This is a genomic window from Ruegeria sp. YTSC325, from assembly GCF_059609525.1.
In genome coordinates this window covers 147,814-161,122 of sequence record NZ_JBXWLY010000009.1, presented here as the reverse complement: position 1 = coordinate 161,122, position 13,309 = coordinate 147,814, and the positions used below count along the sequence as shown (strand labels likewise).

Annotated in this window: 9 protein-coding genes and 1 pseudogene; 7 read left to right on the top strand and 3 right to left on the bottom strand. The window is 53.0% G+C overall.

Annotated features, from left to right (window positions below; translation table 11 throughout):
* The first annotated feature begins 386 nt into the window (after positions 1-386).
* Both AC2FF7_RS14465 and AC2FF7_RS14460 read left to right on the top strand, forming a co-directional pair.
* A complete protein-coding gene (locus tag AC2FF7_RS14465) occupies positions 387-2,180 on the top strand; it encodes an ABC transporter ATP-binding protein (RefSeq protein ID WP_480869012.1) in 1,794 nt (597 codons plus the stop codon).
* Positions 2,181-2,404: 224 nt separating this feature from the next.
* Positions 2,405-3,250: a class I SAM-dependent methyltransferase gene (locus AC2FF7_RS14460; RefSeq protein WP_496905832.1), complete on the top strand. Its 846-nt coding sequence runs from the start codon at positions 2,405-2,407 to the stop codon at positions 3,248-3,250.
* Here the strand turns inward: AC2FF7_RS14460 and AC2FF7_RS14455 are convergent.
* Positions 3,131-4,153, bottom strand: a pseudogene (locus AC2FF7_RS14455) (transposase); the annotation flags it as partial. The gene AC2FF7_RS14460 and the pseudogene AC2FF7_RS14455 overlap by 120 nt on opposite strands.
* Before the next feature lie 355 nt (positions 4,154-4,508).
* A complete protein-coding gene (locus tag AC2FF7_RS14450; RefSeq protein ID WP_496905831.1) occupies positions 4,509-5,090 on the bottom strand; it encodes a TetR/AcrR family transcriptional regulator in 582 nt (193 codons plus the stop codon).
* A gap of 124 nt (positions 5,091-5,214) precedes the next feature.
* On the opposite strand from AC2FF7_RS14450, the gene gntH reads away from it, so the two are divergent.
* The 5 genes from gntH to AC2FF7_RS14425 all read left to right on the top strand — a co-directional run bounded on the left by gntH (position 5,215) and on the right by AC2FF7_RS14425 (position 11,379).
* Complete coding sequence (gntH, locus tag AC2FF7_RS14445) at positions 5,215-6,408, top strand: guanitoxin biosynthesis MBL fold metallo-hydrolase GntH (RefSeq protein ID WP_496905830.1); 1,194 nt, start codon at positions 5,215-5,217, stop codon at positions 6,406-6,408.
* 54 nt (positions 6,409-6,462) lie between these two features.
* Positions 6,463-8,229, top strand: a complete 1,767-nt coding sequence (locus tag AC2FF7_RS14440) for a hypothetical protein (protein ID WP_496905829.1) — start codon at positions 6,463-6,465, stop codon at positions 8,227-8,229.
* An 85-nt stretch (positions 8,230-8,314) separates the two neighbouring features.
* Positions 8,315-9,505 (top strand): HupE/UreJ family protein, encoded by a 1,191-nt coding sequence (locus tag AC2FF7_RS14435; protein WP_496905828.1) that lies wholly within the window; start codon positions 8,315-8,317, stop codon positions 9,503-9,505.
* Between the two features lie 218 nt (positions 9,506-9,723).
* Positions 9,724-10,356: a tyrosine-type recombinase/integrase gene (locus AC2FF7_RS14430; protein ID WP_496905844.1), complete on the top strand. Its 633-nt coding sequence runs from the start codon at positions 9,724-9,726 to the stop codon at positions 10,354-10,356.
* A 189-nt stretch (positions 10,357-10,545) separates the two neighbouring features.
* Positions 10,546-11,379, top strand: a complete 834-nt coding sequence (locus tag AC2FF7_RS14425) for a class I SAM-dependent methyltransferase (protein WP_496905827.1) — start codon at positions 10,546-10,548, stop codon at positions 11,377-11,379.
* A 195-nt stretch (positions 11,380-11,574) separates the two neighbouring features.
* On the opposite strand, the gene AC2FF7_RS14420 is transcribed toward AC2FF7_RS14425, so the two are convergent.
* Complete coding sequence (locus AC2FF7_RS14420) at positions 11,575-13,287, bottom strand: winged helix-turn-helix domain-containing tetratricopeptide repeat protein (protein WP_010443842.1); 1,713 nt, start codon at positions 13,285-13,287, stop codon at positions 11,575-11,577.
* Positions 13,288-13,309: the final 22 nt, after the last annotated feature.

Genomic DNA, 13,309 nt, shown 5'->3' with positions numbered 1-13,309 from the left:
ACAACAACTACTTAAAGTAGCAGATTCGGCAGAAGGATCAGAACAGCCAGCCTCTGGCAAATATCCGCCTACCACAGCACTCTTTACGCGAATTGTGAGCAACGCGCCTCAATACCGGTTTGTGCTTACTAACACATAACTGTATCACAATATTAACACTTTTAAACTGATCCCGATCAAAGCGTGTTCTATTTGCGCAACATCACGCCCAAATTGGACGTTTTCCGCCATTCACTTGCCGATCAGCCAAACCATTACTATGCGGCGACGGCTTTCTCGACACACCTACCCTCTATCAAGTTGTCACGCCTCACAGTCCGCCCTTTTGACAGGACAGAATATAGGTTATCTGAGCGAGCGCATGGTTTTACGATCTGGAGAACGCAATGATTAAGCGTGCCTGGGACAATTGGCGAGCTGGCTATATGGGTCGCCTCATCAGCGAAAGCTTCTTCGCACAGGGCGGATTGTACGCTGTAGCTATAGTCGCGATGATCGCGGTCGCCGCTACGACTGCCGGGTCGGCCTACATGATGGAATACATCGTGGATGCCATGACAAACCCTGAAATGCGCAGCTGGGTGCATTTAATCGCATTGGGCGTCATCGCGCTATTTCTAACGAAAGCCGTTGCCTCCTATATCCAATCCATTTTCCTGGCCCGAGCCGGCAACAGGATCGTCGCCACTCAACAGGACCGCGTCTATCGCAAACTCCTTCGGCACGGAGTCTCTTTCTTTGCGGCACATGAATCTTCGGATTTGTTGATGCGCACGACTCACGGCGCTCAGGCGGCCAGGAAGCTGATCGACGTAATAGTTACCGGCTTTGTACGCGACGCACTTACTCTCGTCGGTTTGGTCATTGTTATGGTGTATCAACAACCCGTTCTGTCGATCATGTTCTTCGTTGTCGGCCCGGTGGCACTTTTTGGGGTGCGGTACCTTCTTAAAAGTGTTCGTGCGATCATGCAGGCGGAATTCAAATCGCTGGCCGAGATCATACGCGTCCTTCAGGAAACGTCCACCGGCATCAAGGTAATCAAGGTATTCGCTCTTGAGGATCGAATGATCACGCGGATGGACACAGCAATTCGCAGTGTAGAGCAACGAGCCAACGATATCGCAAGGCTGCAGTCTATCGCCAGCCCACTGATGGAGTTCTTGGCCGGTCTTGCTGTCGCAGGTGTTCTGGTGGTCAGCACAATGGGGATTGCCGGCAGCGAAACGCCTACGGCCGGGCAGCTGATGTCATTCATTACGGCTTTGTTGATGGCATACGAACCCGCCAAACGCCTATCCAAGATGCGCGTCCAGATTGAAACTTGCATGGTGGGCGTCGGTCTGTTGTTCGGATTGCTAGACCAAGAAGATACAATGAAGGAAAGCCCGAACGCTCATGACCTTTTGGATGGTCCTGGAGAGATTTCCTTGCGGAATGTAACTTTTGGCTACAGCGGTGCCATGCCGGTGATCGAAGATATGAACATCAATTTCGAGGCCAAAAAGACAACAGCATTGGTCGGGCAATCCGGGGGTGGGAAGTCAACAATGTTCGGCCTGATCATGCGGTTCTATGATCCCGAAGATGGCAGCATTGAAATAGACGGCCAGGACTTACGCCATGTCAGTTATGCTTCGCTGCGACGCAAGATTTCGTATGTAGGTCAGGATACTTTCCTGTTTTCCGCAACGGTAATGGAAAATCTGCGATGTTCGTCACCCGAGGCGACCGATGAAGAGGTGATTGCTGCAGCCAAAGCCGCCCATGCACACGGGTTTATTGCCGAATTGCCTGACGGGTATGATACGCAGGTTGGGGAAAACGGGACCTTCTTGTCCGGAGGTCAAAAGCAGCGTATCGCGATTGCTCGCGCAATACTGCGCAAAGCCGAGATTCTGCTTTTGGATGAAGCAACAAGCGCACTGGATGCAGAATCCGAGTCATTGGTTAAAGCCGCTTTGGATTCGCTGACCGAAGACGTGACCGTTATTGTGATCGCACACCGGCTCTCTACGATTCTTGAGGCGGACAAAATCATGGTTATTCAGGATGGAGCGGTGATCGAACAAGGAAGTCTTGAACAGTTGATGGAAAAGAACGGCAGCTTCCGCAGCCTATTCGATCAACAATTCAAAACGCACGAAACAGAAAAACAAAAAAGCGAAGTAGAATCTTGAAAAACACGAGCTTCCACACGAGAGAAGGCTTTTGACGGTGCCCGCAAATATCCAGTGGACCGACGGACTGTACTGCAATACCCACAATACCAAACGCTGTGTGGCGGATACATAGAAGAACATTTCGAATTCAGGATTCTGGTATAAATAGCGCTTTTTCAGGTTGGAGAGAACTGTGGCTAGAAAGTTGAGAAATCCAACTCAACACCACTTTCTCGCTTTCCATGAAGAACGACGGTACGTTCATTACTTTTCAGCGAAAAAACGAAACTGCCGCCGCCACGATAAGAGTTGAGAACGACAAGCTTTCTGTTTCGCAGCAACAAGACGGCGGGAACTGGGTGAAATTGATCAATTCGATCAAGTTCAAAAGCAAAGACAGTACTACGATCCAATTGCAACGCACCCCAGAGGGCCTCAAGCTATCGGGTGACGATATCACCGATTCAGTTGAGATTCCTGTCGATTTGTCCAAGGTTGGTAAAGTCTGCGGATCCGGAGAAATTTGGAATTTCAGTTTCGAAGAAGCCACGTCAAAGCTGGTCACAACAGCTTTGCAGCGTGTCGTTCGCGAAGTCGCTGAATTTCCCGAAAGCCATCTCACACAGCGTCAGGATGATCTGATCTACGATTTTGGGATGCATTCGGGAAGCGATACTGAATTCTATCTTGCTAAGGGGTTTCGTGTGGTCGCAATCGAAGCCAACCCCCAGATCGCCGAACGCAACGCAACCCGGTTTGCAGAGGAAATCAACGACGGGCGCCTCGTCTTGTTAAACTTGGGCGTTGCTGAAGAAAACGGATTGTTGCTTTTTCACGTGTCGTTGGTGAACTCGGAACAGAGTTCATTCGACAAAGACATGGCCTTGCGGTTGGGGCCAGTCGAATCATGTGAGATCAAAACGGTGAATCCAGCACATATCTGGCCAAGTTTCGGTGTGCCCTATTACGGGGTCGGAGTAGTTTCGCCGGGTATGACGAAGCTCTTTTCCTTCCGGGCAAATGTATCGATCATTGTCTTCGTCCCAGGTGAAGTCGGACCGCGACCAAGTACCATCCTTGCGCTTTGAGTGGTCAAAGACCGGGATGAACGGGAGGATCTTCCGTTTGAGCGTCAACCAAACGAGATTGTCAGACGAACCGTAAGCCGTATCCGCCGCCACCCAATCAGGCTTCAAACCAAAGCGCTCTTCGGTGCGGTCGATCATCTTGCGCATGGCACCGACCTCTGCCTGCCGGATCGACCTGCTGGCATCCACATCCATGATGATCCCGTGATCTGTATCGATCAGGTAATTGTCTGAATACGCAAAGAATGCAGGCCCTTTGCGAGCTGCAGTCCATTGACTGGCGGGGTCAGCATGCGCGGTGAACTTAGGCTTCACCTCGCTAGCCGAACCAAAGGCTGCGTCGTCAAGAACGTCGAGGTATTCACGCACCGCCCTTGGCGCATCTGCTGCTTTGACCGCGCGATCCTCCCAGTCTTTAGGGTTGCTGGAGTTCTGCTTCTGGACATCAGCGAAGATCAAACTGGCGTCGACGGCGAAGCCTTCACCACCAACAAGGCCCTCTTCAATACAGCGCGCAACGGTCATCTCAAAAACATGACGCAGCAGGTCACTCTCGCGGAAACGGCCATGGCGGTTCTTTGAAAAAGTGGAATGATCTGGAATGCGGTCACCCAGATCGAGGCGGCAAAACCACCGATACGCCAGGTTCAGATGCACCTCTTCGCACAACCGTCGCTCGGACCGGATGCCAAAACAATAACCCGCAAGAAGCATGCGGATCATCAGTTCGGGATCGACCGACGGACGGCCCGTGTGGCTGTAGAAATCTGCAAGATGGCCGCGGATGCTGCTCAGATCGAGATGCCGGTCAATCGACCGCAGCAGATGGTCTTGCGGGACATGATCCTCCAGCGAGAACTCGTAGAACAGCGCCGCCTGAGCTTCCTGCCTTGGTCCCATCATCGCAATCCACCTCCTTCAATAACAGAAGTGAATCAGCGAGTTGGTTCCAGATCAAGTAAGAGTTTTTCAACGACATCAGCCCATTCTGTAAATTCGGCTTTCCTGCTGCGTGCGCTCGCAGCGTGGAAAATGCTGCATCAGCGTAAGATTAGGTGCTGCCGCGCAGTGGGAAAACCAGCCATTCGTGCAGAGCGCAGCAAGGATCAAAGGTCGAATTCACAGATTGCGGACGAAGCGGACCTTGATGGTCACAGACTGAACGTCGGCTTCTGGCATTGTTGCGTGTGATCTTCCTACAGAGCAATTAAAAACTGGTGGTCCCTTTCGAGCAAACTTGCAATGGCGGGCAATATTCTCATTCTATCTTCTTTTTTCCGACAAGAATTGCATGTTCCCGTTCTATGGTCTTTTTCCAATCGCCTTGCGCTTTCAGACCGGTCGCAGAGTCTCCCATCAGCGAAGTGACCATCAGTCTTCCTCGCGCTCTCGCTTCTTCTTTCGAAAACCCGGCCTGTTCAAACATCCAGGCGGCGAATTGGAACCGTTTGCCGATGGTTCTTTGATACGATTCTTTCACCTTGTCATCGGTATTCGCCCACACTGAGACAGCGTGATCCGGCAAGGCGGCGTCCTCTTCTATGACCTTTTTCATAAGAAGAAGAATGCGGTCTTCCGGGGGGCCGCCAAATGTCTTTGCCTGTGCGATCACTTTGTCAGTCAGTTCCTGCTCCCAATATCTGAGAACCTCATCCAAAAGCTCACGGACGTTCTTGAAATGCCAGTAAAAGCTGCCGCTTGTCAGGTTCAGTCGCTTTGCCATTGGCACGACCTTTATTGCGGAAACGCCGCCCTCATTGAGTACTTTGTAGGCCAGCAATATCCAGTCTTCTTTGGTCGCGGCGTTTTTTGGTGAGTTTCGAGTAATAGATTCTGACATTCAGATTATAGCATTCTTTATTTGACATAGAGCAGTCTATGGACTTACCGTAGAGGTGTCTATGGTGAACGAGAGGCTCACGGTTTCGTGTTCTCTTACGAGGCTTCGCTTTGAAGGGGGATCAATGAATAACTTAATGAAAACCGCAGCCGGTACATTGATGGCATTAGGCGTGACACTGGCTGGCACTGCCACGGCCCAAAACGCCCTGCCGACGGGTCGGAGTGCCACTGAAATCGAAAACGGTGTATATCCCGCGTCTTACTTTCCCAACACTGAAATCCTCGGCGAGGATGAGATGCGTATCACGGCATTGGGTACGGGGATGCCAAACCAAACCAAGGCAGCCGTTTCGATTTCGTTTTATGTGGAACTTGGGAATGGGGACGTCTTTCTGTTTGACGTAGGAACTGGCGCAACAGGAAACCTGTTCTCGCTGCGACCGGATTTTGCAAAAATCGACAAGGTCTTCTTCAGCCATTTGCATGTCGACCACGTTGGAGATTTCATGGGTCTCCACGTTGGGGGGTGGCTTTCAGGCAGATATACTCCGCTCCGCATCTTCGGCCCGTCCGGATCAGAAGATGAACTGGGCACTAAAGCCTATGTTGATGGCATGTCCAAAGCTTACGCATGGGACTTGGCCACGCGAACGGGCGCGCTGCCGGATGACGGCGCCAAGCTTGAAGTCACTGAATTCGATTACATGCAAGAAAACGAGATCGTTTATCAGGAGAACGACGTCACGATCCGGTCTTGGCCTGCTATCCACAGCTTAGATGGCTCGGTAAGTTATTCTCTGGAATGGAATGGACTGAAATACGTCTTTGGCGGAGATACCTACCCGAACAAATGGTATGTAGAATATGCCAAAGGGGCAGACATTGCTTCTCACGAGGCGTTTCTTCCACCTGATGCTTTGGCCCCGTATTTTGGCTGGGACATGAAACAGGCGACCTATGTAGCGACGCGCGTTCATACCGAACCTGCGGCCTTTGGCAAAGTGATGTCTGCGGTCGAACCGCGTATGGCCCTCGGATATCACTCTGTTCTTTCACCCGAAAATTATCAGGCGATTTTGGAAGGCGTCCGTTCGACTTACGATGGGCCTCTAACGCTCGCGCGAGATCTACAGGTGATCAATGTGACCAAGGACCAGATCGTTGTTCGGGAAGCGAGTGTTGATGACTATGCGTTGCCACCCGCTGTGAGCGACGAGTACATCAATGCCCCACGGTCAAAAGAAAAAGAGCCGTCCGACAAAGTCAACGCGGGAAAATGGGAGGGTTACACGCCACCGCCAATGCCGGATAATTAACGTTCAGGGGTGAACAAAATTCCGATTTGGCAGTACCTGCACCGACTATTCCTGATGCTGAGCCTGATGACCTCAGGTGCACAGGCCGTTTCGGCGGATGTCGTTCTGACAAACGGTTCAGAAGTCGCCCCCAACATTGCTGTCATTCATGTCGAAGATGATGGGGTCTACGTCGACCTTGAAATCTATGTCGAAGATATTCCGTTGTTTGCAGATATGTTGCCAATAGGATGGTCATCAGATTTCGTCGGAGGTGAGCCGGAGGCTGAACAAGATACCAATCAAGGTTATGCGCAAGCCGAAGGCCGGGCGCTGTCGATTGTTGGAAGCGACGAACGGGCCCTAAACGCTGATATCAGAAAGGTGGAATACCGAACGCGCATAAACCGGGCCTCGCCGCTTGCAGGTCAGCGCGATCCATTCTCGGGTCAAATTGTTCCCAGCCCGCCAACAGATCCGCGTGTTTTGTTCGTCGAACTGTTCTTTGCGTTTCAAAACTCAGTTCCCAAGGAGCTGACTATAGTGCCTCCATCGCGGGATGGTGAACCACTGGCGACTATCGGGATGCAGGTTTTTGACCGTGAGGTTCCGGTCACGGATTTCAGCTTCTTGTCAAAGCCGGAAGAGTTAAAGATTCACTGGCCTGATCCGTGGGATAGCCGCTTTTCTGCTGAAAGGCTGAATCGAAAAGCTCAGGACGGGACATCCACCTTTCTTTACATCGAACCTCGTGAAGTTCGGCATGAGACGCTGATCCGCTTGCGTGAACTGGCGCCTTGGATTGATGAAACTACCGAAGTCGGTCACACACTTTCACCACAGCGTAGCGCCTTGATCGTAAACCGGGCGGCGTCCTTTTTGGCTTCTCGTAACCCGGTGTCAATTGATGGCAAATTAGTGCAACCGTCAAACGCTACAGCAAAACTACTGGAGCTCACATCGCAGGGTTTTCAGGTTGTCGAGCCCGGAAAGCAAGTGTCCGTGAACAATGCGTTTATCGGAGCTATCCTGTCTTTCTCATCGGCAGAACTTCCCGATCAGGTGACGGTCACATGGGATATGTTTGACGAGAAAATCTCCCGCGTTGCGACCATTTCAAACGATATTGCCGGGCCATTCTTTGGAGCTGTGACACCAGCAGACCCTCAGTTTCATTGGCAGAACCACTTGCTCAAATACGAAAGAGCATCTGTTACTCAGATTCCAGTTGAGCAGCCGACACGGCAGAACCCGGCATTGGCTTTGATCTCCGGAATGATCAGTGCCGCCTCACTTGGTTTTTTCATGTTGTGCAAGGGCAAAGTTACAAAGCGCGTCAGTTGCGTAACCATGATTGTCGCAATATCGGCAACCCTGGCATTTTCGGGATATTTGCCGGAGTTACCGTGGAATAAGCCCGAGCCCCCTGAACCGCAGGTTGCGGAAGAAATACTGCGCTCAATGGTCGAGAACTTGAGCACGTTGACTCTGGAAGTTTCGCCGGCCGCAAGAAAGTCAGAGTTGGCACATATTGTGACGGAAGCGTCTCTGGGTGACATCGCAACAGAGGTTGAACGTGGTCTTGCGATCCGAACGCCAGGAGGCAGTCTTGCAACGGTTACTGATATCAGCGACCTGAAGTTGGAGCGCATTAACCCAACCCTCAAGCCTGGAGGGTTTAGTGCGCTGACCAAATGGACAGTGAAAGCACAAGGCGGTCATTGGGGGCACGCCCACATACGCGCCGTTACGTTTCGGGTGCTGGCCGAGGTCGTACCTGAGTCAGGGCAATGGAAGCTGGATGGATTAACTGTAATCGAGGCTCGCGATCCAAGTGCATAAGTGTTTAAGATCAAAGGTTTTTGCTTTCGGCGCTCTGTTTGCCGGTGTGCTTTTGTCACTGACGCTATCAGCCTCGGCGCATTTTTTGCTTAACCTCAACGTTCGAATTTCGCATGTCGAGCATTCCGAAGACGGTCTACGTGTCTACATGCGCACGCCCATGCCCTATCTGGTTGCAGACAAGGTCGGTGATCGGGATGGAGATGCCTTGCCGGAAGCTGCACCATTCACGACCAATGCTATGAGCGACGGTCAGTTGGTCCACTTTGTCGACTTGCAGGCTGCCATGAGCGATCCCAGTGGGCTTGGGCAACTCGCCGAAGGTGGATTACATCTGCTGGTCGACAATCGGCGCTTAAGAGGAACAGTTAAGTCCGTTCGCTTGCATCGCGTAGGAAATGAGCCCGGATTTGCAACTTTGGCCGAGGCTCAACAGGCAGTAGACACCGAGACGGCCTTAGCGCCACCGCTTTATGTAGGTGACACAATTGTTGATCTCGTCCTGTATTATGAAACAATCGGCCCAGTGCAATCGTACAGCATTGCCAACGTGCTGGACCCCGGCTTGCCGGATCAGGACCAAACGGCCAACCTCATTCTCGACTACGCGTCAGACACACCTCAGATTTTCCGATCTCGGGGTCTGATGACTGAACCATTGGTGATTCAAAAGAAGGGGTATGGAGGATTCCTCAGTTTCGTCTGGGAAGGCATACGACATATCCTCGAAGGGTTGGATCATGTTTTGTTTGTTGTGTGTTTGGTCATTGGAGCGCAGACCCTCAGGGCGCTATTGCTGCGTGCAACCGGTTTTACCGTTGGGCATAGCGTGACCCTGTCGCTGGGGTTTTTCGGGTTTGTGCCAACGGGTGCGTGGTTTGTTCCTGCCGTCGAAACTGGGATCGCGCTTTCTATCATATTTGCAGCCGTCGCAGCGTTTATGAGTTTTAAGGACAATGCGCGCTCTGAAGTCACGATGGTGCTTCTGACAACGCTGATTGGCCTCTTGCACGGGCTTGGGTTTAGCTTTGTGTTGCACAAGATCTTGCAGGTCACGTCTCCAAACATCTGGCAAAGCCTGCTTGCTTTCAATCTTGGCGTCGAGCTTGGCCAAGTTGCCATTATTCTTGCACTCTGGCCTGCCTTGGCAATGTGTCGGCGCGTGAACTCCAGTCTGTGGATGTCCGTACGAGTCGTCTTAGCGGGAGGATGTGCGGCAATCGCCTGCTTTTGGACCATTCAGCGAGTTGCCGAGGTTTATTCCACTCTTGCTTAAGGTCATTGCGATGGCGCGTGTCGTGATGGTCGCCTGGGATAAAAGCGGATTTTCGGCTTTTCCGCAGCATAGGGCAGATTGGGCTCGGAGCTGTCTGATGCATACGCGGCATGGTACACCTACATGACAAGTCCAAAGCAGTTATAGAAATTATGCTATTATCCATCGTCAGCGCGATGCCGACGCTTGGGTTTGGAGGGCGGTATGGAGGGCAAAATATGCCTAGAGTACAGCTTCCAGCAATCACCCCCAAACAACGAGCTTGGAACAAAGGTCGCATCATCGGGCAAAAGCGCCCGTTGCGACCCAAACAGGTCTGGGCCATCCGAGCGCGTCTCGAACTGGCAAACAATTTGCGAGATCTGGCGCTCTTTAATGTCGCGATCGATAGCAAGTTGCGTGGATGCGAGTTGGTATGTCTCAAGGTGAGCGACCTCGTAAACGCTGATCAAGTGCGCGAACGTGTTTCGGTGGTGCAAAGCAAAACAAAGCGGCCAGTTCAGTTTGAACTGACTGAAAACACGCGTGATTCCGTTGCCAACTGGGTCAAAAGTCCAGAAATGTTGAGAGGCAGCTTCATGTTTCCAAGTCGGTTCCACGACCATCCCCACATTTCAACACGCCAATACGGCCGACTTGTCAGGGATTGGGTCGCAGCAATTGGCTTAGAACCAAGTGGCTACGGCACGCACTCGATGCACAGGACGAAGGCCGCTGAAATTTACCGTAAGACTGGGAACTTACGAGCAGTACAACTGCTTCTTGGCCACACAAAGATCGATAGCACTGTTAGGTACTTGGGCGTCGAAGTCGAAGATGCCCTAAGCATTGCTGAGAAGATCGACATTTGAACTTTAGGCGAGCGGTACAAGCCGTTCGCCTTCCGTAAGCAGCCATGCAGCAATCATCTTCTGATGACAGCAAAGAGCCCAAACCTACCGAGTTGCTGCGTAGCGGCGAATGTCGCCGTCAAGGATGAAATCGTTGACGATTAGCTGAACTGGGGTGTTCACTACCTCCAAAACTTGCAGGGGAGTGGAATGCGAAAACCTGAACAAACCGACAGCTTCGCTGCATTGGAGAAGCGTGAGTGGGCTAAAGCAAATTTGGCGAAGTCCTATGCGCAAGTATTTGCAAAAGCTGCAGATATGGTCGTGCCGGCTTTGGTAAAGGCGGTTGAAGCTGGTTCTGGTACCGAAGCGCTTGATCTGTGCTGTGGTCACGGGAATGTAACCGCAGGTCTCATCAAATCTGGTGCGCGTGTCACGGGACTGGATTTCTCACCTAGTATGCTGGAGATGGCCCGGTCGGCCGTTCCCGAAGCCAAGTTCGTCGAAGGAGACGCGATGGCGTTAGACTTCGATGATGGCACTTTCGACACCGTCACAATTGGGTTTGGGATACCGCACGTCCCTGATCCGCCAAGAGTATTTGCCGAAGCTCGCCGCGTGCTTCGTCCGGGCGGACGCCTCGCGTTTTCGGTTTGGTGCGGTCCAGAAGTGGATACCGCCCTTGGATATGTCTTTGGTGCAATCGGCAAATACGGAGCGCCGGACATTGTATTACCGCCAGGACCCGGAGCTAATGATTATGCTGATCCGGAACACGCCTATCCAGCGCTTTTGAAAGTGGGGTTCACCAAGTTTCACCAATCTATTGTCGCATCAGAGTGGGTGGTTGACGACCCAGGTGCACCGTATGATTTCTTCTTGGAGGGCACAGCGAGGGGCGGTGCCTTATTACGCCCTCAACCGCCGGAAAATGCGGCGGCGATCAGGAAAGCGGTCGTATCCCAAGTCTTAGAAAGACATGGTTCAGGACCCAAATGGGACGTGCCGATACCTGCCGTGGTAACCGCAGCGGAAGCGGTTTAGGAACCGTTAGCTTTTGAAGCAAATTGTTCAAAGCAGACGTCAACTTTCTTGCAACGAGCGGCAGGATTAGTCCCGCAGAGCAGTCGCTAAGCTGGTCAGCGAGCGCTGCCGAGCGACGAATGACCGGTCCGAGCCCTGAGTGCGTTTTTCCGCGCGATGAATGATTGTCTGCAATGCCGTGATTGCGGGACGCCATCAATGCTGAGGCATTCCGGAAGCCTCCATCGCGACAAGCCAGCGATCCAGTGCCCCGGGGGCGGTCCACATCCGGGATTCTATGCCCTTCACCCGCGAAACGGTCCAGTCAGGGTTCTCCGCAAGATAGTCGCTCATGGCTTTTGCCGCATTGTCTTTGTCGCCAAGGCAATGGTGAATGGCCGCAAGGAGTTTGTTTGCCGCGACCGGCATCGAGGGCGCTGATTTGAACGAGTCCAGAGCGGTGTCACAGTCCCCTTTCTGCCACAACGCCCACGCCTTGTTCCATTGCAGGTCAAAGTGTTTGAGCGGGTCAATGCGCTCCAGCTGACCAAGTGTCGCCAGGGCCTCATCCGTCTTGCCCTGATATATCTGCGATACCGCGAGCCCGTTGCCAACGATGGTGGACGAAGGATTCAATTCGATCCCGCGCTGGAATGCGCGTGCCGCGTCTTCGACATTGCCGTCGAACATCAAGGCCCGCCCGAGCGCATGGTAGGCCAGGAAATTGTTGGGATCGAGCTCGACGCCCCGGCGGGCGAGATCGTTCATCCGTTTGCGCAGGGCCACTTCGTCGCCTTCGATCCAGCCATTGTGGAGCCCGATACGCAACGACAGGGCCTGCCCCAAAAAGCCCCAGGCGGAGTCCGGGTAGTCCTTCATGGACTGTTCCTGTTCCTCGATATTGATCAGCAGGTTTTCGCGGGTGAAGTTGCGCATGATCCGGCTTTGCGCTGCATTCGAGATCATCAAGGCGCTGACATCGCCAGCGGACATGCTGGCATCCGCGGTATCAATCACGTTTGTGCCCACAGCCTTGGCGATTATTCGGCTGATTTCGCTGTTTGCCTCAAGCATCGCACTCAGCGGCACGTCGAACTCATCCGCCCAGATATGGGCTTCTGTTGCGCCGTCGATCAACTGGGCGGTGATCTTCAGCCGCGAGCCGTCATATTGCTGGCTGCCTTCAAGAACCAAATCGGCCCCAAGCGCCTTGGCGATCTCACTAATCCCTTGAGGCGAGTCGCGAAACTGAAAGCTGGAGCGGCGCGAAATGACCGCCATCTGTGGAAACCGTGCCAGGGCGGTTATGATGTTTTCACTGATCGCGTCGCTCAAGAAGCCCTTGTGCGGCTCGACAGAGAAATCCTCAAACGGCAGGACGGCGACCACCGGTGCATCGATGTCGTTGTCAGGGCGCGTCAGAACATAGGCGGTGATCAGGGCGAAAACCGCGAGGGCGGCCACCATCGAATAGGCGCCAAGCCGTTTCTTCGAAGTCGTGGAGTGGGTTTCCGGGGCGGGCAGGACCAGCCTGTAGCCCTCACGCGGAACAGTTTCGATAATGCGTTTTTCGGTATCGCCCACCACGCGCCGGATTTCCGCGATGCATTGCGCGACGCTGTCGGCTGCAACGGCGCGGCCTGACCAGATCTCGTCGATCAGCGCTTCGCGTGTTACTGTCTGGTCGGCTTTTTTTGCCAATGCCACAAGGACTTCGCGGGATTGATGCCTCAGCTCTATTTCGTTTCCGGCCAAGTCGTAGACCCGGCCGGTTGTCCGCTCGACAATCACGGTTCCCAGGCGGATTTCGGAAGATTTCAAGGTTTTTCGTTTGGTAAATCGCACCGGCTGGTCCTCCAATTCGACCATCGCCAATGCCCACTGTCTCGACTTTTTCGACAGTGGCCCTTCGGCAACGGGGAGGAGCATCTTCCGCTCCCACGAACGAGGA